Annotated in this window: 16 protein-coding genes; 12 read left to right on the top strand and 4 right to left on the bottom strand. The window is 43.5% G+C overall.

The window, feature by feature from the left end:
• Positions 1 to 81 precede the first annotated feature (81 nt).
• The 8 genes from ABQ275_RS25850 (at position 82) to ABQ275_RS25815 (ending at position 9,714) form a co-directional block, all read left to right on the top strand.
• Complete coding sequence (locus tag ABQ275_RS25850) at positions 82 to 1,842, top strand: sialidase family protein (RefSeq protein WP_349316044.1); 1,761 nt, start codon at positions 82 to 84, stop codon at positions 1,840 to 1,842.
• Positions 1,843 to 1,875: 33 nt separating this feature from the next.
• The gene (locus tag ABQ275_RS25845) at positions 1,876 to 3,651 is read left to right on the top strand and encodes a sialidase family protein (RefSeq protein WP_349316043.1); all 1,776 of its coding nucleotides are present in this window, start codon (positions 1,876 to 1,878) and stop codon (positions 3,649 to 3,651) included.
• 74 nt (positions 3,652 to 3,725) lie between these two features.
• Positions 3,726 to 4,436: a D-lyxose/D-mannose family sugar isomerase gene (locus ABQ275_RS25840; RefSeq protein WP_349316042.1), complete on the top strand. Its 711-nt coding sequence runs from the start codon at positions 3,726 to 3,728 to the stop codon at positions 4,434 to 4,436.
• 58 nt (positions 4,437 to 4,494) lie between these two features.
• Positions 4,495 to 5,832, top strand: a complete 1,338-nt coding sequence (locus tag ABQ275_RS25835; RefSeq protein WP_349316041.1) for a bile acid:sodium symporter family protein — start codon at positions 4,495 to 4,497, stop codon at positions 5,830 to 5,832.
• 107 nt (positions 5,833 to 5,939) lie between these two features.
• Positions 5,940 to 6,893, top strand: coding sequence for an NAD(P)-dependent oxidoreductase (locus ABQ275_RS25830; protein ID WP_349316040.1), 954 nt, complete (start codon positions 5,940 to 5,942; stop codon positions 6,891 to 6,893).
• A complete protein-coding gene (dgoD, locus tag ABQ275_RS25825) occupies positions 6,893 to 8,044 on the top strand; it encodes a galactonate dehydratase (RefSeq protein WP_349316039.1) in 1,152 nt (383 codons plus the stop codon). Before ABQ275_RS25830 ends, dgoD begins: the two co-directional genes overlap by 1 nt.
• Before the next feature lie 18 nt (positions 8,045 to 8,062).
• Positions 8,063 to 9,022, top strand: a complete 960-nt coding sequence (locus tag ABQ275_RS25820) for a 2-dehydro-3-deoxygalactonokinase (protein WP_349316038.1) — start codon at positions 8,063 to 8,065, stop codon at positions 9,020 to 9,022.
• Between the two features lie 41 nt (positions 9,023 to 9,063).
• Positions 9,064 to 9,714, top strand: a complete 651-nt coding sequence (locus tag ABQ275_RS25815; RefSeq protein WP_349316037.1) for a bifunctional 4-hydroxy-2-oxoglutarate aldolase/2-dehydro-3-deoxy-phosphogluconate aldolase — start codon at positions 9,064 to 9,066, stop codon at positions 9,712 to 9,714.
• Between the two features lie 56 nt (positions 9,715 to 9,770).
• Here ABQ275_RS25815 and ABQ275_RS25810 read toward each other — a convergent pair whose 3' ends face one another.
• Positions 9,771 to 10,517 carry a carboxypeptidase-like regulatory domain-containing protein gene (locus ABQ275_RS25810; protein WP_349316036.1) on the bottom strand — a complete coding sequence of 249 codons (747 nt, stop codon included), beginning with the start codon at positions 10,515 to 10,517 and terminating at the stop codon, positions 9,771 to 9,773.
• A 139-nt stretch (positions 10,518 to 10,656) separates the two neighbouring features.
• Between ABQ275_RS25810 and prs the strand changes: the two genes are divergently transcribed.
• The 4 genes from prs to ABQ275_RS25790 all read left to right on the top strand — a co-directional run bounded on the left by prs (position 10,657) and on the right by ABQ275_RS25790 (position 17,351).
• A complete protein-coding gene (gene prs, locus ABQ275_RS25805; protein WP_349316035.1) occupies positions 10,657 to 11,592 on the top strand; it encodes a ribose-phosphate diphosphokinase in 936 nt (311 codons plus the stop codon).
• A gap of 161 nt (positions 11,593 to 11,753) precedes the next feature.
• Positions 11,754 to 12,203, top strand: a complete 450-nt coding sequence (locus ABQ275_RS25800) for a GNAT family N-acetyltransferase (protein WP_349316034.1) — start codon at positions 11,754 to 11,756, stop codon at positions 12,201 to 12,203.
• A 133-nt stretch (positions 12,204 to 12,336) separates the two neighbouring features.
• Positions 12,337 to 15,852 (top strand): SusC/RagA family TonB-linked outer membrane protein, encoded by a 3,516-nt coding sequence (locus ABQ275_RS25795; RefSeq protein WP_349316033.1) that lies wholly within the window; start codon positions 12,337 to 12,339, stop codon positions 15,850 to 15,852.
• 11 nt (positions 15,853 to 15,863) lie between these two features.
• Positions 15,864 to 17,351 (top strand): SusD/RagB family nutrient-binding outer membrane lipoprotein, encoded by a 1,488-nt coding sequence (locus ABQ275_RS25790; RefSeq protein WP_349316032.1) that lies wholly within the window; start codon positions 15,864 to 15,866, stop codon positions 17,349 to 17,351.
• 121 nt (positions 17,352 to 17,472) lie between these two features.
• On the opposite strand, the gene ABQ275_RS25785 is transcribed toward ABQ275_RS25790, so the two are convergent.
• The 3 genes from ABQ275_RS25785 to ABQ275_RS25775 form a co-directional block, all read right to left on the bottom strand.
• Complete coding sequence (locus ABQ275_RS25785; RefSeq protein WP_349316031.1) at positions 17,473 to 17,949, bottom strand: YcxB family protein; 477 nt, start codon at positions 17,947 to 17,949, stop codon at positions 17,473 to 17,475.
• A gap of 20 nt (positions 17,950 to 17,969) precedes the next feature.
• Positions 17,970 to 18,470 carry a hypothetical protein gene (locus ABQ275_RS25780; protein ID WP_349316030.1) on the bottom strand — a complete coding sequence of 167 codons (501 nt, stop codon included), beginning with the start codon at positions 18,468 to 18,470 and terminating at the stop codon, positions 17,970 to 17,972.
• A gap of 619 nt (positions 18,471 to 19,089) precedes the next feature.
• Positions 19,090 to 22,413 (bottom strand): vitamin B12-dependent ribonucleotide reductase, encoded by a 3,324-nt coding sequence (locus tag ABQ275_RS25775; RefSeq protein ID WP_349316029.1) that lies wholly within the window; start codon positions 22,411 to 22,413, stop codon positions 19,090 to 19,092.
• Positions 22,414 to 22,527: the final 114 nt, after the last annotated feature.

Genomic DNA, 22,527 nt, shown 5'->3' with positions numbered 1-22,527 from the left:
CAGGGATTGTTGTAAATATCATCCATTAAATGAATGTTCCTGATTGGAATGGATGATAAGCAGCATTCAAAAATATAAGTAATGAAGAAATATTTCGTACTAGCATTTTGTATTCCTGCGCTGGTTTCAATTTTTAATACACGAACGCAGGCCCAGTCTTCGGACATAAGAAACATTGCGAATGGCTATTCAATCTATGAAAATGGTTATATCGATCAACCCTATATGGTCGTGTTGAACGATGGCCGGTGGCTTTGTGCTTTTACAACAGGCGCCGGCAAAGAAAGTGCAGTGGGGCAGCATATTGTTTCTATGGTAAGTGCTGATCAGGGGAAATCCTGGTCAGTACCCGTACCCATCGAATCCAGTAAGGGGCCTTCTGCTTCCTGGGCGATTCCTTATCTGACACAGTTTGGGAGAGTGTATGTTTTTTATGACTACAATGGAGATAAGGTGAATACAATGAACGGCAAACCAATCAGTCATAATTCTGAATTAGGCTGGTATTGTTATAAATATACAGATGACAACGGACAAACCTGGTCAGACCGATACCGCCTACCAATGCCCAAAGCACCTGTAGATTTTAACAATGATTTTAAAGGAGACGTACAGCTTTTCTGGGGTATCGATAAGCCGAACAATGTGGGCAACGATATGATATTTGCATTTACACGGCTGGGAAAGTACGTTCAAGAAGTGGGCGAAGGATGGTTCTATAAATCCAGTAATATTCAAACCGAAAAAGATGCCCGGAAGCTACAATGGGATTTACTTCCTTCGGGAGATACCGGCATCCGTAATCCGGACTATGGGTCCGTTCAGGAGGAGTTTAATGCAGTACCGCTTAACAATGGAGGCCTTTACTGCATGAACCGTACATCATTAGGATTTGCGGCCCATTCCTATAGTCATGACGGGGGCAAAAGCTGGACAATGCCCGTTGCCGCCACTTATACGCCTGGCGGGTCACAGCTGCTGAAAAACCCACGGGCATGTCCAATGGTTTTTAAATGCAGCAATGGTAAATATCTTTTCTGGTTTCATAATAATGGCAGTACCTCCTACAAGAATAGAAACCCGGTATGGATAAGTGGCGGAGTCGAAAAAAATGGCTTGATCTATTGGTCGCAACCCGAAATACTCCTCTACAATGATGATTTAAGCGTTAATGGAATGAGTTATCCGGACATGGTGGAACAGGATGGAAAATTCTGGATGAGCGAAACGCAAAAAACAAAAGCCCGCGTACATCCCGTTAATAACGCCTTATTGGATGGCATGTGGAATCAGGCCAATGCTAAAGCAGCCATTAAAGACGGAATTATTTTCCAACAATCAAATATCAGGAAACCCCAAAAATATGCCTTACCGGATTTACCCGATCTACGGAATGGCGGGATCACTATCGACCTCTGGATCACCTTTAAAGATTTAAACCCCGGTCAGATAGTTTTTGATAGCCGAGAAAATGGGAAAGGTATGTCTATAACGGTAACGGACAAACGTACATTGAACCTTCAGATAAGCGATGGAACACATACTCAAAACTGGGATACTGATCCCGGGTTACTGGTCAAGGATAAATTACACCACGTGGCATTTGTGGTGGATGGATCACCGGATATAATAACAGTGGCAGTAGATGGAAAGTTGTGTGATGGCGGGAAAGACAGGGAATTTGGCTGGACAAGATTCAGTAACCAGTTAGTAGATATCAATAGCGGAAAAAAAGTGGCACTCGCTTCAGTATTCAATGGAAAAATTAAGAAGTTAAGTATTTACAACCGCTATCTCACTACCTCCGAATGTATTAGTAACTACCAGTCAGGTAAAAGGTAAGGTCAATTCAATTCTCAAGAAAACTTATTGAAAATGATGAGAACAATAAAACTTTTAATGATCCCGGCAATTTTTCTTGCCATCAGCTTTTCAGGCGTGGATCAGTTGCTCGCTCAATCGGCGGATTGGAGAAATGTAAAAAATGGTCATTCAATTTCAACAAATGGTTATTGCGATCAACCCTATGCAGTGGTGCTTAAAAACGGAAAATGGTTATGCGTTTTCACAACCGGCGCAACCGCCGAGGGTACAGGTGGCCAGCACATTGTCAGCACAGTTACGGAAGATCAGGGTAAAACATGGACAAAAACAGTGGCAATAGAAAATCCCGGGAGCGAATCCGCTTCATGGGCTATGCCTTACCTCACCAGGTATGGCCGGGTATATGTATTCTACGATTACAACGGCGATAAAATTCATGAGCTGAATGGTCAGAAAAATATCCGGGAAGATATGCTGGGCTGGTATTGCTACAAATACTCAGATGATGAAGGTAAAACCTGGTCGAAACGGTATCGCTTAAATATTCCGAAAACAAAACTGGATCTTAATAATGACTGGAAGGGCGAAGTGCAGATCCTGTGGGGTATCGGAAAACCGGTAGACGTTGATGGAGGAATGATGTTCGCGTTTACAAGAATGGGTAAATACTTAATTGATAATTGCGAAGGTTGGTTTTTCAGGTGCGATAACATCAATACAGAAAGAAATCCGGATAAATTAAAATGGTCATTACTCCCCGGAAATGAACAAGGGTTAAAGAACGAGAAGTTGGGACCTGTTAACGAAGAGCAAAATATATTTCAATTGAATAATGGTACGCTTTATTGTATGGAACGTACTATATCTGGCCACCCTGCTGAATCCTATTCACACGATGGAGGTAAGACATGGACTTTACCACAAGTGCCGCAATATTTAAATGGTATTGAACTTAAAAACCCCAGAGCATGTCCCAGGATCTGGAAATGTAAAAATGGGAAATACCTGTTCTGGTACCACAATAATGGAAGTTGGAATTTTACCTCCCGGAACCCGGCGTGGGTGAGTGGCGGGATAGAAAAAAATGGTAAAATTATCTGGAGTCAGCCCGAAATACTTTTTTATGAAGATGAGGTCGAAAAGCGAATGAGCTATCCGGATCTGATTGAACAGGGAGGAAAATACTGGATTACTGAAACAAACAAAGAAGAAGCAAGAAGCCACGAAGTTCCGGTAGATTTTTTAAACAAGCTTTGGTCGCAATTCCAAATCAATACAGTTGCTTCCAAAAATTTAATACAGGAATGGAAACAAGCAGACCTGGCCTCCAAAAGCACCGTAACAGTTCCGGAGAGCAATTACCAGCCCGGGTTCACGCTCGATTTCAGGTTGAGACTGGGAGATCTGCAACCAGGTCAAACTATCTTTTCTTCTAAAAACAATGGAAAATCTGTAGAAGTTAAAACCGCTGAATATGGGTCAGTTGAAATTATACTGAAAGATGGCACTGATTCCAGTAAATGGAATTCCGACCCAGGTCTTATTCCTGCATACGGTGAACATGGCGTTACGATAATCGTTGATAACGGACCAAAAATCATCCAGTTTGTGGTAGATGGTACTGTTTGTAATGGAAGAGATTTCAGGCAATATGGTTGGGGGCGATACACAGTAAAAATGGATGATTTCCGTTTCCTTAACATTGAAACCGGTCAGCTGGCGAAAGGACAACTTCAGCCTCAGGGCCAGGTAACGATGCTCAGGGTGTACAACAGACCGTTGATGAATACCGAAGCAATTGGCAATCAGAAAAACTATATGAAATAAATTTTTCCTGCTGATAAGAACGAAAAGTTATTATCAGCAGGAATCAATAATTAATGGATAATAAGAAAGATACTATGCAGTTTAAACGATCTATCATAAATAGCAGCATCGATACCGCAAAAGAAGTGATTAAACACTTTGGTGTTAGTATGCCGGATTTTGCAGCCTGGAAACCTGAAGAATGGAGCCATATAAAAAGAGAAGCCTACGCCGAAATAAAGGATTGCATGTTGGGATGGGATGTTACAGACTTCGGCAGTAATGACTTTAAAAATATTGGCAGGGTATTATTCACTTTACGGAATGGAAATAAAAATCATGCTAATTACCCAAAAGAATACGCCGAAAAATTATTAATTGATCCTGAAGGACAGCGCGCGCCAGCACATTTCCATCGCAATAAGCGGGAAGATATTATATGCCGGGCAGGCGGCAATATCCTCGTACAGCTTACCAAAGCCGACAAGGATGGAAATCCATCACCGGAACTGTTCACGATACAGGTAGATGGTTGTACTGTAAAACAAACACCGGGAGGAATTATCAGGTTAAAACCCGGTATGAGCTTATGTATACCACCGGGAACTATCCATCAATTCTGGGGAGAAGAAGGTACCGGTTATAAAATAGACGGGATCGGCTATACCTTAAGTGTTGAAGTGTCCAGCGTTTGCGATGATCTTTATGATAATGTATTTCTGGGAAACTATGGAACACGGTATCCTGAAATTGTAGAAGATGAACCAAAAAGATATTTACTCTGCAATGAATACCCGGAAGTCTAGTAAAAATAAATAATAGTCAATTCATACTCCTTAGGAATTCAACAAAAAGTAATATTACATGGATAGTAAGAAAATATTTAGCGGATTATTATTGTTTGCGGGCTTGATTTTATTAGGCGCAACTTTACTTTATTTCATAGGTAATATACTGTCAGGTTCTTTATTCATAACCGCACTGACACTCACTGCGATTGGTTTTTTGGGGTTCCCGCAGCTAAAAGGGTTTTCTTACACCATCTGGATATTAGTGGCGGTTGTTTGTGCCTTATTTTATCCATCGGCATTTATTACGGTAGGTGGTTTTGAACTGAAGAAAGTGATCGTTCCTTTTGTGCAGCTGACCATGTTTGGAATGGGGGCCCATATGAGTTTTGATGACTTCAAAGGAGTGGCCAGAATGCCTAAAGGAGTATTGATAGCTATATGTTGTCATTATACAGTGATGCCATTGATTGGATTTTTATTATCCAGGATGTTTAATTTTCCACCCGAGGTGGCTGGTGGTATTATCCTCATAGGCTGTGTACCCAGTGCTATGGCTTCCAATGTAATGTCATATCTGGCAAAAGCAAATCTTCCCCTGGCGGTTACAATAGGCGCCTGCTCCACCATACTGGCTCCTTTTATAACACCTTTTTTAATGAAATTTTTTGGTGGGCAGTATGTAGAGGTAAATGTTGCTCACATGATGATTGATATTACGAATATGATCATCATACCAGTAGTAGCAGGTTTTATATTTAACATGTTTTACTTTTCGAATGAAGATAAAAAAACAAAGATTATACAACTAAGTGCTTTTGCAGGCATCATTTTATTTACCAATCTCATCATGATGTGGGTACTGAATGAATCGGTAACTGAATTACTGATTTCTTTTGCAACATCCATGTGGTGGTTCTACTTCTTACCGATGGCAACAGCCATGCTTTTAAAACGCGCCCGTCATATCAGCAGGTCAGTGATAGAACAAGGGCTTTCTTTTGTTGCGATGGTTGGTATTGTGATAAATACCCTGGTTATTACTGCTGCCGGCAGAGATAATCTCTTGCAGATCGGCGGCCTGTTAATTATTACCTGCCTGATACATAATGTTTCGGGTTTTGGTATCGGATATTTTACAGCCAAAATATTCGGCTTACCCGAAAAAGATCGTCGCACCCTTGCATTTGAGGTAGGAATGCAGAATGGCGGCGTAGCCACAGGTATCGCATTAAAAATGGGAAAGGTAGCTACGCTTGGCCTTGCCTCTGCTATATTTGGTCCCTTGCAGAACCTCACCGGTTCTTCGCTCGCTAATTGGTTCCGCAAACAACCCGTATCCGATCAAAACGAAAATGATCATGCCTTATCCATCAACCAGGAAGCTGAATTCAAAAACGATCTTGTTGGCTGATTAAATTTCACTGTAGTAAAAATGGCTATAAACGCGCCTGTAGTCTATGGTCTCACCGTAACCCGATCAAAAATACGGATACTAAAATGATCAATTAATCTTTACAAATGAAAACAAAAGTTTTAATAACGGGTAACATCCCCCGGGAATGGGTTAGTGCATTAGAACCTGTTTCAGCAATAACCATCTGGCCTGGAAATGGAAGTTTTACAATGCCCCGGAATGATCTCCTCGCTGAAATAGGAAACTATCATGGGATAGTGAATTTTGCCGAGGTGAAAGCAGACCAGGAGCTTATACAACACGCCCATAACCTGAAGGTGATCGCAAACGCTTCTATTGGTTACGACAATCTAAATTTACCATTGCTAACCACCCATAATATCTGGGCTAGTAATGCGCCGGGGTTTTTCAACTATCCGGTGGCAGAATATGTTTTTGCAGGAATGATGACCATCTCCAGGCGACTGCTGGAATCAGATGATTTTATCAGACAAGGGAAATGGCACTCATTTGAACCAGGCCGCTGGGATGGCATAAGTTTAAAAGAGAAAACAGTAGGGATTATTGGGTTAGGGTCAATTGGAAAACATCTCAGGCTCATGTTGAAGGCAATAGGCGCCAATGTCATTTATAATACCCCCTCGCCTAAAGAAGAAGAAGGCTGGGTATCCTTCGAAGAATTAATCAGTACTTCAGATATTATTTCTATACATATACCACTTACTTCCAAAACCCGTAATTTAATAGATAGTAACGCCATCGCAAAAATCAGGGAAGGGGCAATTGTAATCAATACCTCCAGGGGATTGATTATGGACGAAGCAGCATTGATCCGGGCATTACAGTCCGGTAAATTGGCGGGCGCCGTACTCGATGTGTTTGAAAATGAACCACATGTGCCAGCGGAACTGAAGAATATGAGGAACGTTCTTTTAACCCCTCATATGGCGGGTGGTACTAAATCAGCAAGAGCAGCCTGTCTCAAAAGGGCTATTAGCAATGTGGCGGCGGTATTACAAGGCAACAAACCAATGAACGCACTTAACCAATTATCATAATGATTATAGAGAAAATTGAACTGTTTGAAGTCCCACCCCGGTGGCTGTTTTTAAAAATAACTACCCGGTCCGGTATTACCGGCTGGGGAGAACCTATTGTAGAAGGAAAAGCCGCCAGCGTTGCTGCTGTTGTCAAAGAATTACAACCATACCTTATTGGCAGAAACGCACACCAGATAGAAGACATTTTCCAGGTGCTGGCAAAAGGTGGATTTTACAGAGGCGGGATTATACAAATGAGTGCTATATCAGGTATAGAACAGGCCTTGTGGGATATAAAAGGGAAAGCACTGGGAGTCCCTGTTTATGAATTAATGGGAGGCGCAGTACGCGACAAAATGAGGATCTATTCCTGGATAGGTGGAGATACCCACGAAAAATTACACGAGCAGGCAACAGCACGCATAACAGCCGGTTATTCAGCTGTTAAATTAAATATTGCAGGTCAGTTGGAAGTACATCTGAACATTAAAAAGATAAAAGAGATAAAGAAAAATATCCAACTGGTAAGAGAAACCATTGGAGAGGAAAATGATTTGGCGATTGATTTTCATGGCCGGGTTCATAAAAATATGGCCAAAAGATTGATGCAGGAACTGGAGGAGTTTTCTCCCATGTTTTATGAAGAAGTACTGCTTCCTGAACATAGCCAGGGTTTTGGTCAGTTAATGAATATGACCTCGATTCCACTCGCTGCCGGCGAAAGACTTGCAGGCAGGGAAGCATTTAAGGATATCATATATCATGGTCACCTCGATATTCTTCAGCCTGATATAAGCCATGTAGGTGGAATTATGGAAGCCAAAAAAATCGCTGCCTGGGCAGAAGCTTCGGATATCATGATGGCTTTGCATTGTCCATTAGGGCCGATTGCTTTTTCCGCTGCACTACAATTTGATTTCTGTACACCAAACGCGTTGATTCAGGAAACAAGTATGGGTATTCATTACAACAAGGGAAATATCGATCTGCTTTCCTATGTTGTAAACAAAGAAGATTTCGCTGTTGAAAATGGCTTTATTAAAAAGAATAATAAACCCGGTTTGGGAATTGAAGTAGATGAATATGCGGTAAGGGAGATGGCTAAAGTAGGCCACAACTGGAGCAACCCGATCTGGAGAAATATGGATGGGTCATTCTGCGAATGGTAAATAATTACGAATAGAAAGATGAACAACACTTTTTTTATAAGCGTTGATTGGGGAACATCCAACTTTCGGCTCCGGCTGGTAGAAAAATCAACCTTACAGGTAATCGAAGAAATAATTACAGCGGATGGGGCTCAATCGATATTTTCAATCTGGCAGGAAAAGGGGGGCGATCGTGAATTTATCTTTCTTGATTTTTTGAAGAAGAAAATTAATCAGCTAAAAACACAGCTTTCAAAAGAAATAGAAATTGTCATTTCAGGGATGGCTTCTTCCAGTATCGGTATCCGTGAATTACCATATGCCCACCTCCCTTTTCAAATTAACGGAAAAGGATTGCACGTAGCCACTATCAGACATCCTTTATTTCCAAACGGAATTAAAGTAATTTCCGGCGTTTGCGGCGACTCCGATATCATGCGGGGCGAAGAGGTACAATTAGTAGGCCTGGCAAACGAAACAGGTCGGCACGGTAAACTCATTTACACCTTCCCGGGTACACATTGTAAACACATCCTGTGTGAAAACGGCACTATAACCGGCTTTAATACTTTTATGACGGGAGAGGTCTTTAATATGCTGTGTAAGCATACCATCCTCAAAGATTCAATTGATACATCAGCTGCCAGTGTGATGGACCTCAACAGTTTCGATCAGGGGGTACTAAGAAGTCAGACCACCTCATCCCTCCTGGAAGAGTTATTTAAGATCCGCGCATGGGATATTCTTGGGCACAAATCTGCTAAGGAAAACTATTTCTACCTTAGCGGATTACTGATTGGTGAAGAAATATCTACGTTGAAATCTAAATCTTTTGATCAGATTTTTTTGTGCGCAGGTAGTAACTTATACGAATTTTATAAACGTGCTATCCAGCTTTCAGGACTTGCTGATAAAACAACCTACCTATTGAAGGAAATCGTCGAAACCGCCGTTATCAGGGGACAGATAAAGACGATTGAGCAAATGGACGAATACTGATTTGTGCAGGATACTGATTAAAATTGTAAATAATTCAGGGTATGAAAATGAACAATAAATTTTCCTGGGAAACTTTTAACGCAATGCCGGTCGTAGGTATTATGCGGAATTTTCCTGCCGATATCGTTGCGGAAATTATTCCATTCTATCAAAAAGCAGGTTTCACTACTTTGGAAATAACAATGAATTCCGATGGAGCTGCGGATATTATAAGTGAATTAGTAGATGCTTATCCGGATTTAAATATAGGCGCCGGTACGGTTTGCGAAGTAGATGAGTTACAAATTGCACTCAAAGCGGGTGCATCGTTTATTGTTACACCCATTCTGAATGAAGCCGTAATAACCCATTGCGTGGAAAAAGGAATCCCTGTTTTCCCCGGTGCACTAACGCCAACAGAAATATACAGATCCTGGAAGCTGGGAGCCGATGTGGTAAAAATTTTTCCGGCAACACAATTTGGTCCGGCTTATTTGAAAGAGCTAAAAGGTCCGTTAAATAAAATCAAATTGCTGCCCACAGGAGGTGTTTCTCTTGATAATATAGCAGCATTTTTCAAAGCTGGCGCCACCGGTGTTGGAATGGGAAGTACATTGTTTGATAAACAAATGATGGCGAAAAAAGATTATGCAGCGATGTCCCAACATTTTAAAAATATCGCCGATAGGGTAAAACAATCAGTCGGCAGTTGACCATATTATTATTAAAGAGCTCATGGGGAAATAGTGGGTTTATCTAAAACACCTTCTCAATTCCCCACCGGTTCTTCTTTCCGTTGCACACCTTTTGTCTTCTGATATTCTTCAAACGACTGCTTGATATACAACAACAGGTCATACTCCGATGCCGTGTTCAGGAACTGGTAGCCGGGGCGGTATTTATACATAAAAGAGTCCAGTTCCGGGCTTTGCAGTTTGGTCATTTTACCTACTACTTCAGGGGAATATCTGTAGTCAATAAATTTTTCTTTCTCCCAGTAAAGCAGTTGTTCATGGAACTGTTCTTTACGTTTACGTGCTTTGCTGGGTACCAGGTAAGATAAAGCGGTAATAGGATTTGCCGGCAGTGTTTTCAGCACATCCATAGCGCCGGGTTTACGGTAGTTGAAATACCGGTCGTATTCATCGCGCATGGCGAGGGAATCTTTGCGGTGATTGCTTCCCATCACATTCACACTCTGCAGCTCAAACAAACGTCTTTGCAGATATACGTCCTGTGTAGCTGACATCCCTGGCGTAACGATCTGTTTCTGTGCATAGCTGAGCATAGAAAATTCCAATGTATCACCAGGCATTGCCTCGATATAAAAACGTCCGCTCTCACTACTGAGCGTTCCTGTTAAAGTTCTCTTGTTAACGATAGAAACAAAAGGTAATCCTGTTCTGGTATCCTGATCTGCTACCATACCGGACATGCGCACCTGGGCTAATGTATCCTGTAGGCTTATGAAAAAGAAAAAAAACAGTGCTCCGATATATGCTGTAATACGAATCATGAATTAAGTAATCCTCCAAATTTAATGTTCCCCTCGCAAATGAAAAGTTAAAAAAGCGTGCATAATCGCCTGTTGGGAGGCAAAATTATTAATAACCAGGCTAATAAATAGCTTATTTTTACCTCAATTCACTATTATCATGCCACATAGGATTGTTTTCGCTACACAGCATTATCAGTATCTGAAAGATCGCATTTTATCACTTTGTGGTGATCAGTGCGAAAACGGGAAACTGGAGATCCGGGATTTCCCGGATGGGGAACACTATCACCGCATATTGAGTAATGTAGGCAACAAAGAAGTAGTACTTATAGGTGGTACTATCGACGATCAGGAAACACTGGAACTTTATGATCTGGCCAGTGGTGCAATCCAATTGGGAGCGTTATCGCTTACAATTGTTATCCCTTTCTTTGGTTATTCTACTATGGAGCGGGCAGTAAAATATGGGGAGATAGTAAAAGCCAAAACACGCGCGGTGTTGTTCTCTTCTCTCCCGAATACTTCGCGGGGCAACAGGATTGTAATGATAGATCTGCATGTGGATGGGATCACCTGGTATTTCGAAAGCGGTATCCGCCCCATGCACCTGTACGCTAAAGATTTTGTAAAGGAAGCTGCCCTGGAAATGGCCGCAGGAAGGCCTTTCGTGCTGGCTAGTACTGATGCCGGCCGCGCCAAATGGGTAGAATCCCTGGCAAATGACCTGCATGTTCCGGCTGCCTTCGTTTTCAAACGCCGTATCTCCGGCGATGAAACAGCCATCACTGCCATCAGCGCAGATGTAAAAGATAAAATAGTTATTATTTATGATGATATGATCCGTACCGGTGGCTCTCTCATTCATGCGGCGGAATCTTACCGGGATGCCGGTGCAGCAGAAATCTGTGTAATCACCACCCACGGCATCTTTGCGGGTAATGGTTTTCAGAAAATAAAAAACAGCGGTATCATCAAACGTATCATTTGTACAGATACACATCCCAACGCACTGCTGATTAAAGATGATATGTTGCAGGTGAAATCTGTTGCCCAACTCATCGTGGATGCATTAGCTCTGGAAACATTCAGCTGATAGTATGCATCAAAAAACAATGGCATCGCTACCTGCTGTTGGCAAGCTATTTGTTTCACAGGTTTTGTGGGCCTGTAAAGCGAACTACTGTGCAAACCCCGCTCAAACACTGCATTGACAAGACATATTTACCTTTGCAGTAGGCTAAACTTATAATACAGATGCTGGATTTTCGTATAATCGAATACGGTAGTTGCGACTATCAGAATATGATCTCACTGAGAAATGAAGTACTACGTAAGCCGCTAGGGCTCACGTTTTCACAGGAATACCTTCAACAGGAAATAAATGATGTACTGATTGGTGCTTTCGGAAAAACAGCTGATGACACTTCCTTTTTAGCAGGTTGCTGTATCCTCACACCAACAAACGGAAACACCGTACAGCTGCGGCAAATGGCGGTTTCGCCAACATGGCAGGGCAAAGGAATCGGCAGCGATATTATCACTTATGCAGAACAATATGCTGTTGAAAACGGCTTTCATATACTGAGCATGCATGCCCGCAAAGAGGCCACTGGCTTCTATCACAAACTGGGCTACGAAACTTGTGGAGAAGAATTTACAGAGGTGGGCATTCCACACTACGAAATGAGGAAAAACCTGAAATAATATTTTTTTTGCCGCTGCAACCCATTGTAGAAGGCGTTTTGATTGTATTGTTATATTGATGGGTATTGTCAATAGAACAATAGACAGCAAAAAACTGTCAGAAAAAATTTTGTAACCTAATCCGAATAAAACGATGAGAAGCCATGTACTAGCCTGGACGGGGCTGTGCTATGCCCTTTTCTGCTATACCTCCAGCAGCGCATACACAAAACCCGAAAGGTATCTAAGAGCCCAGCAACAACCCGCGGATACTTCTGTTCCCGTAGTAGTGATTAAACCCGCTGCCGCCGACTCTTCCATAAAGCAAAAGGAGAAACAGGACACCACCGCGAAACCCGCACAGGATACAACGGCGAAACCTGCAACGGACACTACTAAGCCAGCCACTGATACTTCAAAGGCTGAAAAGCCCGCGCAGGACACAGGTTTGATCCTTCCTCCTGATGAAGCTACCGCTAAAAAAGACGTTGGAAAATTCACGCTCAACGGTTTGGTAAAAGATGATAAAGGCACGCCCATTCCAGGCGCCATCATCAAAAACAAATCAGCCGGACTGAATGCACAATCCGACCCTACCGGTAAATTCACCATCAAGGCGGGTATCAATGATACCATTCTCGTTACTTCACCAACCTTTGCAGACCAGACCATTCCTATCGACAAAAGGGAACCACTGGCCGTTACATTGTCGCCTGTCAGCGCCAATAAAAAAGTATTGGGAGAAGTAGTGGTAACAGCCCTCGGCATTAAAAAGAATCCACGCTCTGTTGGTTACGCCATACAGGAAGTAAGTGGTAATGCTGTACAGGAAGCCAAAGAAGTAAACTTCGTGAATGCGCTCACCGGTAAAGTTCCCGGCGTTCAGATCAGTAGCAATACCGGCTCCATGGGTGGTGCCACTAAAATTACCATCCGCGGTGTCAAATCTATTCTCGGGGATAACAATGCCTTCTTTGTACTCGATGGCGTACCCATGATGAATGATGTTACCAACGATCCCGGCCAGCAGAACGGTGGCGGTGGATATGACTATGGTAGCCCGATGCAGGACATCAACCCGGAAGATATCGAAAATATATCCGTACTGAAAGGTGCTGCTGCAACTGCTTTATATGGTAGCCGCGGTGCTAACGGTGTATTACTGATCAGCACTAAGAAACGCCCCGATAGTGAAAAAGGGATCGGCGTTACTTATAGCATGAATGCACAAATTGATCAGGTAGCTGTACTGCCAAAATACCAGAACCAATATGGCGGTGGTAACGCAGGAAAATTTGATACGCTTTATTATAATGAACATCCGGAAGGATTTCTGAATGAACAAAGTGCTACCTACGATGATAATAATGGGAGAGGTCGTTACGATCTTATGCCACAGTACGCCGTAGATGAATCATGGGGACCTAAACTGAATGGCCAGGTAATACGCCCTTATTGGTCATGGGATAAAGAAAAAAATAATCCTTTCTTCGGCAAAACAGATACCTGGACTCCGCATCCAAATAATGTAAAAGATTTTTACAGAACCGGCTTCACACTCACCAACAATATTGCCATGGCAGGCAGTAACGATAAAGGCAGTTTCCGCTTGTCTTACGGCAATATGGACCAGAGCTTTGTTCTTCCAAATGCTACAAACAAAAGAAATAATCTCTCTTTCAATGGTAGCTATGAATTGGCAAAAGGTGTGAGAGCACTGGCCTCTGTAAACTATACTTCATTACGTGTAAAAGGACGTCCCAGCACAGGATTCAGCGGACCAAATCCAACTTTGCAGTTCACCATGTACGGCCAGCGTCAGCTGGACCTGGATATGGAAAAAAGATATGCTTATGAAGACGGCTCCCAGATCACCTGGAACCGCAGGGCCTGGGACGATGCAGGTCCTTCTTCCAGTAACGGCCCCTACTGGAACCGTTATAAGGACTATGAAACAGATAGCCGCAACAGGATCTACGGATCTGCAGGACTGGATGTAGATGCCACCAAATGGCTCTCTTTCAGCGGCCGCGTATTCATGGACAGCTATAACACACTGGAAGAAGAAAGAACAGCAAAAGATTACCTCGCCGGCGGTTATGTTAAACGCGTACGCAACACCCGGGAAATGAACTACCAGTTAACAGCTAATATTAAAAAGGATTTCGGAAAAGACTTCCAGTTGAATGCTGCCTTAGGAGGCAATGTGATGCATCGTGAATGGACCGTTACAGGTGGAAGAACTTCACCGGACGGCCTCATCATCAAAGATGTATATAACCTGCTCAACTCTGTACAACCCGCAACAGTGATTGATCAGTACTTCGAAAAACAGATCAACTCTGCTTTTGCTACTGCCAACCTGGGATACAAAAATCTACTGTTCCTGGATCTCACAGGCCGTAGTGATTGGTCTTCCACACTGGTAGAAGGTAATAACCAATATTTCTATCCATCTACATCCCTTTCATTCGTCTTCTCGGATCTTCTGAAAGACTGGAAGTGGTTGTCATTCGGTAAAATCAGGGGTAGCCTCGCAGCAGTAGGTAATGATGCCGATCCTTATCGCATCTATAATACCTACGACTTTATACCTCCTTTCGGTAGTAATCCGATTGCCCAGTTTTCGCCTGTTTTATTCAACCAGGACCTGAAACCAGAGCGTACCACAGAAATAGAAACAGGTGCAGAATTAAAATTCCTGGACAATCGTATCGGTCTTGATGTTACTTATTACAGACGCGTTACCAAAGACCAGATCATCACGCTGGCATTACCAACAGCTACCGGCTTTACCGGCGCTTATGTAAATGGTGGTAGTGTAGAAAACAAAGGAATTGAAGTAGGCTTAAACCTGAATCCGATACGCCTGAAAGGTGGCTTCCGTTGGGACATCAACGCTAATATAGCCCGCAACCGTAACAAGGTACTGAACCTGGATATTGCACAGTATAATACCTCACTGGATTTCTTAACAATCGGTACCGACCGCCGTACACAAAAAGTATCTGTGGTAGGACAGGTAGGAGAGCCGCTGGGAACTATCCGTGGTACAGATTACACTTACCTCAACGGTGAGAAAGTTGTAGACGCCAATGGCCGTTATGTTCCAAGTGAAATTAAACCTATCGGTAACGCCTATCCGGATTATGTAGGTGGTGTTACAAATACTTTCACTTATAAAGGATTCTATCTGTCTGCATTGGTTGACTTCCAGCATGGTGGTGATTTCTTTTCTTACACCAACCTGTATGGTAACAAATCCGGCTTACTGGAATCCACCATAGAAAATGGTATTCGTGAAAATGGCATCGTTGTTCCGGGCGTTACAGAAGATGGTCATCCTAATACAACAAATATAAGTGCACAGGATCATTTCAATTACAATGGCGGAAATGTAATCAGCAAGGCCAATCTCTATGATGCAAGTTATATCTACCTGAGAGAAGCCAAATTTGGTTATAACCTGCCGGAGTCATGGTACAAAAAGATTGGTGCACAACAAGCCCGCATCTCTCTTTATGGCCGTAACCTGTGGTTGATAAAATCCAATGCACCCAATGTGGATCCGTCCAATATCCTCAATTCCGCTTCCAATGTGCAGGGAATTGAAGGCGGTGCATTACCGTCACTCCGTTCCTATGGCATAAACCTGAATGTATCATTCTAAATTTTGTGAAGATGACTAAAACGATTTTAAAATATAGTGGTGCACTGATTCTTTTGGCTTCGCTGGCTATTACCGGCTGTAAAAAGCTGGATGATATGAACCGTGATCCAACCAAGCCAACGGTTACGGAACCACAGTACCTGCTCACCGGTGCACAAAAGAGCACCATGGATATGCTGTATAATGGATTGCAAAACGGGTACATCGCGATGAGCTATGCGCAATTCTGGACAGGTACCTCCCGGACCAATGACAGCCAGTATACATTGGATGAAGGTAACAACGCCGCTTTCTGGAATACGTTGTACAGGGTGTCATTACACAACCTCGATGACCTGGTGAAGCAGAACAATGAGAAGTTAAGCGAACCGGGTGTGGCGAATCAAAATGCAATCGCCAAAATCACCAGTGCCTGGATCTTCCAGATCCTGGCTGATACATATGGCAACGTTCCGTATACAGCCGCTTTTCAGAATGCGACCAACATCACGCCTAAATACGATGATGCACAAACCATTTATAGTTCACTCATCGATACGCTGACAGCACAGATCGGTATCCTTGATTCTGCACAAACCAGTTTCACTTCCGGTGATGTCATCTACAACGGTGATGTGATGCAATGGAAAAAGCTCGCCAGCTCCCTGTTGCTGAGAATGGCTATCCGTATGGCTGATGCCGATCCGGCAAAAGCAAAACAGGTAATTGAGGCGAATTATCAAAATGCGTTGAGTAGCAATGCAGATAATGCACAGTTCCAATACCTGGATGGGGCGCCCAATCAATATCCGCAAAACGAAGCGCAACGCCCTGTCATTGACTTTGCAGTGAGCGCCACGCTAGTGGATTATATGAAAAGTGTGAATGATCCACGCCTGGAAATTTACGCCCGCCCTTCTCATGCTGATGATACCATTAAAGGGATGTTGTATGGCTGGGCTGCTTCAGATTCTAACCGGCTGGCACTGGATCATTATTCCTATCCGGGGCCGCAGGTGTATAGCGCCACGATGCCGGGTATACTGATGAGTTATTCAGAAGTAGAGTTCATCCTGGCAGAAGCTGCAGCCCGCGGCATGAATGTAGGGGATGCCGCTACCCATTATAACAATGGCGTTACAGCATCTATCAGCTACTGGCGCTCACTGACCAATAATACAGATATTACCGATGCCACTATCCAGGCATACCTGGATAAGGTACCTTATGTAGCTGCCGACTGGAGAAATGTGATAGGTACCCAGAAATGGCTATCGCTTTATCCACAAGGTTTCCAGGCCTGGTTTGAAAGAACCAGGTTGCATTTCAGCAAGCCAGGTGGCGAGCCGCTGTTTATTGCACCATATTCCAAATCGCTGGATCTTTCCGCACCGTTTGTGCCTTACCGTTTAACCTATCCACAGTCTGAACAAACACAAAACAAAGCCAGTTACGATGCGGCCGTTTCTGCTATTGGTGCAGATACTAAAGGCAATAAACTCTGGTTTAATAAATTCTGATACAACACTCAACTATAACTAAACCAACTAAAAAAGCGCCTGCATATAGCAGGCGCTTTTTTTATCCGGTAATATCATACAACACCCATCCCGCTAATCCAGGCTATCCTGCCAATCCTGGTCAGATTTTGGCTTTAAGCATCTGTGCAAACGCATCATATGCCTCACTTGTTTTAAAGGCACTGGTGGGGATAAGAAAGAAAGTTTTTTTATCTCTGTAGAGGAAGATGAATTTTTTGGTTTCCACCACGCGTGAAAAATTATTCCAGCTGATAGCACGTTGATGTTCACTGGCACGGGTGGAGATAAGTAATCCTTCATCGGAATACATCAGGTGAATATCATCTTTAAATGTAGCGGCTTTGTTATAAATGGAAACGGGAAGCAGGTACCAGAATACCCAACCCAGTAGCAATATCATGAAAGAGATACCGGTAAGTGCGTTGGTGGTCACCATATTAAAGGCATATCCCGCTATGGTGGCTAGTAAGAGGATAATAAGCGTGTTACGAAATACTTTTATTTCGCCCCGCTGCATAAAATGATAGCGCAATGCATCCAACACCTCTCTCTTATTATAGCTAAACTCTAAATGCATCAGCGCCTGGCAAAACGATTTTATCTGTTAACGGAAATCGACATAGGATTATCCATTTCATCACGCACAGTAACAGGTGCGTCTTTCTTCCGGTTGCGTTTTACGGTAGACAGATCGTCCTCGCTGAAGCCCGGAAAATTTTTCTTGATGAAAAGGAAATATTGTTGCAAGGTTTTTGGATCCACTTTAAAAGGGAAAGCAAGTTCCTTACCACCTCCTTTCAGGAAGTCGTTGGTGTTTATTTTAGTTTCGTTTTGTAAATACCACTTATACAGGTCCACAATAGCTTTTTCCAACTCTGCTTCATCTACTTTCTCTACAGTTTCTACCCTTGGAAATAATAAAACAAACTCTTCTACCCTTACAGGCTTTGGCTTATCGTTGTTTTTGGCATTATTACGGTTATCGTTGTTGTCCCCGTTTTTATCCCCATTATTATCTCCATACTTGAAACCAGTGTTGGCTTTCGCTGATGCGGCTGCGGCCAAAACTACCAACAGCATGAACAACAGCTTTTTCATAAGGCGTCAAATTTTCGAGTCTAAAAATACAATTATATTTTGAAATTCTTCAGGTTTTAACTATTCCCTTTCAGCTTTTAACAAAAAATACGAAAAGTACCAGCAGTCTCTATAGCATTTAGGGGAATATATGATGATATTATACAAATGAGGGAAAAAACAAAAGCAATGGCGAACCATTGCTTTCGAGAGTCATTTACAGTGCATGATGAATCACGCGGCGTAGGAATAATTGGTTTTTCATAGGACAGTAACCATAATAAAAATTAATACAATAACAAATATAATAAAATTATATAATGACGATAGCAATTGCCTTAAAATTAAATAAATACGAATATTCGAATGATTAATTTGAAAAAGAAGAAAATAATTGATTTTTTTTAGACAGAAATCAACAACCTCTCACCCGATGGAATACAGGGAGAAAAGAAAGGATAGAAAAGAGAGGTTTTAAAAAGCGGGTTTTAGCTAAAAAGTAAGGGTGCCTAGAAAGGCACCCTCAATTTGTTACTATCCTATGAAAACCCTATTTGAATACAAAGGTAAGGGCATGTTATTTTTCTTTGAAATTTTAAGGGCACAATAACATATCATTAACAACAGTTATAACATGCAATCAGCTGCAACCCATGCTGGTGCCACAATTCAAACATTTGTAACAAGTGCCCGATCGTACGGTAATATGTCCGCAAGTGCTGCAAGCAGGTGCATCGCTCTGCATACTCCTCATATAGTCCTGTGTTCCATGCTCCTGGTTATGTGCTGCTACAGCTTGCTGTTTTGCAGCCCTGGGGGCCTCACCCGCATTATTATTCCCTTTATAGGTGACCCGCACACTGGACAACGGCGGAATGACCGATTCCTGGTCATGATCTTCTTCGCCCGTATTTCCCGGCGCATCCAGGATATGTACCAGGTCCGTACGGCCCAGATATTCATACCCCAACACACGGAAAATGTAGTCTACCAACGAAGTTGCCGATTTAATATTCGGATGATCTACCATACCTGCCGGCTCAAAACGGGTAAACACAAACTTATCCACGAACTCTTCCAGCGGTACTCCATACTGCAATCCCACAGAAACAGCAATGGCAAAACAGTTCATCAAACTCCGCAGCGTAGAGCCTTCCTTGGCAAGATCTATGAATATTTCACCTAACGTACCATCATTATATTCTCCCGTACGCAGGAAAATAGCCTGTCCGCCTACTTTGGCCTTTTGCGTAAAGCCCGTACGCCTGGAAGGTAAAGTCTGCCTTTCCACAATACGGGAAAGCTGACGTTTCAGGGTCGTATCCTTACTGGCCAGCATGCGTTTATTCACTTCTTCCAGCAACTCATCTATCGTTAACTGATCCAGATCCACGATCTGCGCCTGCGTAGCAGCCGCTGCCACGGTATCTGTTTGCTTCTTTTTGTCACTCTTATTGCTCAAAGGCTGGCTTAACTTACTGCCATCCCGGTAAAGGGCACAGGCTTTCAGTCCCAGCTCCCAACTCATCAGATAAGCATCTGCAATCTCATGCACAGCTGCTTCATTGGGAAGATTAATAGTTTTGGAGATAGCACCCGATATAAATGGCTGCGCCGCCGCCATCATCCTGATATGACCATGAGGATGGATATACCTTTCTCCATGCTTCCCACACCTGTTAGCACAGTCAAATACCGGCAAATGCGCGTCCTGCAGATAAGGAGCCCCTTCTACCGTCATGGTACCACAGATATAGTCATTGGCCGCCTCTATTTGTTCATCATTGAAGCCAAGGGCATGCAGTAAACTGAACTCCAGGTTGAAATACTGCTCCGGCGTGAATCCCAGCCGTTGCAAACAGGCTTCTCCCATGGTGTATACATTAAATACAAAGGAAACATCAAAAGAAGATGCCACCGCTGTATCCAGCTTCTTCAGCTCTTCGGCAATAAACCCTTTTTCACTCAGCGACTGGTGATTAATATAAGGCGCGCCCGCAAAATTGCCGGTACCTTTGGCATAATCCACAATAGCTTTTATTTCATTGGTCTTGTATCCCAGGTTCTTTAATGCGGTTGGAATAGACTGGTTAATGATCTTAAAATAACCGCCTCCAGACAGCTTCTTGAATTTCACCAGCGCAAAATCCGGTTCCACACCCGTGGTATCGCAATCCATCACCAGCCCGATAGTCCCTGTAGGCGCAATAACCGTTGCCTGCGCATTCCGGTATCCATACTTTTCACCATATTGTACAGCCTCATCCCAGGCCCTGGTAGCTGCTTTCAGCAGGTAATCCGGGCAATATTTTGCATGAATTCCCCTGGGAGCTATTTCCAGCCCCTCATAGGCATCGGTGGCATCATAGGCCGCTGCCCGGTGATTCCGCATCACCCGGAGCATATCGGTCTTATTCTCTTCATACCGGGGGAAAGTACCCAGGTGGGCAGCCATTTCCGCTGATGTTTTATAGGCTACGCCCGTCATGATAGCGGTGATAGCTCCTGTAATACCCCGCGCGGCATCGCTGTCATAAGGAATCCCGCTCACCATCAGCATGGAGCCCAGGTTGGCATATCCCAACCCCAGGGTGCGGTATTCATAACTCAGCTGTGCCACCTCTTTGGATGGGAACTGGGCCATCAGTACGGAAATTTCCAGTACTACCGTCCACAGCCGCACTGTGTATTCGAAGCCGGCCACATCAAAAAGGTTCTTTTCCTCGTCAAAAAAGCGGCGGAGATTGACAGATGCCAGGTTACAGGCAGTATTATCCAGGAACATATACTCTGAACAGGGATTAGAGGCATTAATACGCCCTCCCTGTGGACAGGTATGCCACTCGTTGATAGTAGTATCAAACTGGGTTCCGGGGTCAGCACAGCGCCAGGCAGCATAGGCTATCTGCTCCCAAAGTTCCTTTGCCTTCACCGTTTTCATCGTCTTGCCATTGGTACGCCCTTTTAATTCCCACTCACCGTCTGCTGCCAGCTTGTGAAAGAAACTATTGGGGATACGAACGGAGTTATTTGAATTTTGTCCGGATACGGTTCTGTACGCTTCTCCTTCATAGTCGGCAGAATAGCCCGCAGCAATAAGTGCCGCCACTTTCTTTTCCTCCTCCACCTTCCAGTTGATGAACTCCATGATTTCAGGATGGTCCAGGTCCAGGCAAACCATTTTGGCCGCCCGGCGGGTAGTACCACCCGATTTAATGGCCGCCGCGGCCCGGTCCCCGATCCGCAGGAAACTCATGAGCCCGCTGGAAGTACCGCCGCCACTCAGCTTTTCACCATCTCCCCGGATATGGGAGAAATTGGTACCCACGCCTGAGCCGTATTTAAAGATGCGCGCTTCCCGCATCCACAGATCCATGATACCGCCATCATTCACCAGGTCGTCATTCACACTCAGAATAAAGCAGGCATGTGGTTGGGGACGCTCATAGGCTGAAGTGGATTTCTCCAGCTTGCCGGTATTTTGTTCTACATAGTAATGTCCCTGTGGTTTTCCTTTGATGCCATAGCTTTCAAATAACCCGGAATTAAACCACTGCGGCGAATTTGGTACACAGCCCTGGTTAAGCATACAATAGCTCAACTCCTCATAAAAAACCTGTGCATCTTTCTCGGAAGCAAAGTAACCATACCGCTCTCCCCAGGCACGCCAGCAATTAGCCATACGGTGTACCACCTGTTTTACAGACGTTTCCCGGCCCAGGCTGCCATCTCCCTGTGGCACCCCCGCCTTGCGGAAATACTTCTGCGCCAGGATATCCGTGGCTATTTGCGACCATCCCTCCGGTACTTCCACATTATTCATCTCAAATACAATATCTCCACCCGGATTACGGATCACTGAAGAACGCAGATCATATACAAACTGCTCATACGGACGCACATCTTCCTTGGTAAAATGACGGGAAAACGCGAGCCCACTTTTATTATTGACTGGATTTTTCATGCCCATGAATTTTTTCTTAGGATTAGATTAATGACTCTTAACGGGTGTCTTCTAAATTAATTTTTATACGCGGAGAAATGGTGTTTTATTATGCACAGATTGTGGATAATTGCA

Source organism: Chitinophaga sp. MM2321, from assembly GCF_964033635.1.
Classification (GTDB): Bacteria; Bacteroidota; Bacteroidia; order Chitinophagales; family Chitinophagaceae; genus Chitinophaga.
This window is presented reverse-complemented; position numbering and strand designations above follow the sequence as displayed.

Bases quoted from the DNA above. Each gene is read 5' to 3' on its own strand.
- ABQ275_RS25850 (WP_349316044.1), top strand. From the start codon at position 82: ATGAAGAAATATTTCGTACTAGCATTTTGTATTCCTGCGCTGGTTTCA.
- ABQ275_RS25845 (WP_349316043.1), top strand. From the start codon at position 1,876: ATGATGAGAACAATAAAACTTTTAATGATCCCGGCAATTTTTCTTGCC.
- ABQ275_RS25840 (WP_349316042.1), top strand. From the start codon at position 3,726: ATGCAGTTTAAACGATCTATCATAAATAGCAGCATCGATACCGCAAAA.
- ABQ275_RS25835 (WP_349316041.1), top strand. From the start codon at position 4,495: ATGGATAGTAAGAAAATATTTAGCGGATTATTATTGTTTGCGGGCTTG.
- ABQ275_RS25830 (WP_349316040.1), top strand. From the start codon at position 5,940: ATGAAAACAAAAGTTTTAATAACGGGTAACATCCCCCGGGAATGGGTT.
- dgoD (WP_349316039.1), top strand. From the start codon at position 6,893: ATGATTATAGAGAAAATTGAACTGTTTGAAGTCCCACCCCGGTGGCTG.
- ABQ275_RS25820 (WP_349316038.1), top strand. From the start codon at position 8,063: ATGAACAACACTTTTTTTATAAGCGTTGATTGGGGAACATCCAACTTT.
- ABQ275_RS25815 (WP_349316037.1), top strand. From the start codon at position 9,064: ATGAAAATGAACAATAAATTTTCCTGGGAAACTTTTAACGCAATGCCG.
- ABQ275_RS25810 (WP_349316036.1), bottom strand. From the start codon at position 10,517: ATGATTCGTATTACAGCATATATCGGAGCACTGTTTTTTTTCTTTTTC.
- prs (WP_349316035.1), top strand. From the start codon at position 10,657: ATGCCACATAGGATTGTTTTCGCTACACAGCATTATCAGTATCTGAAA.
- ABQ275_RS25800 (WP_349316034.1), top strand. From the start codon at position 11,754: ATGCTGGATTTTCGTATAATCGAATACGGTAGTTGCGACTATCAGAAT.
- ABQ275_RS25795 (WP_349316033.1), top strand. From the start codon at position 12,337: ATGAGAAGCCATGTACTAGCCTGGACGGGGCTGTGCTATGCCCTTTTC.
- ABQ275_RS25790 (WP_349316032.1), top strand. From the start codon at position 15,864: ATGACTAAAACGATTTTAAAATATAGTGGTGCACTGATTCTTTTGGCT.
- ABQ275_RS25785 (WP_349316031.1), bottom strand. From the start codon at position 17,949: ATGCATTTAGAGTTTAGCTATAATAAGAGAGAGGTGTTGGATGCATTG.
- ABQ275_RS25780 (WP_349316030.1), bottom strand. From the start codon at position 18,470: ATGAAAAAGCTGTTGTTCATGCTGTTGGTAGTTTTGGCCGCAGCCGCA.
- ABQ275_RS25775 (WP_349316029.1), bottom strand. From the start codon at position 22,413: ATGAAAAATCCAGTCAATAATAAAAGTGGGCTCGCGTTTTCCCGTCAT.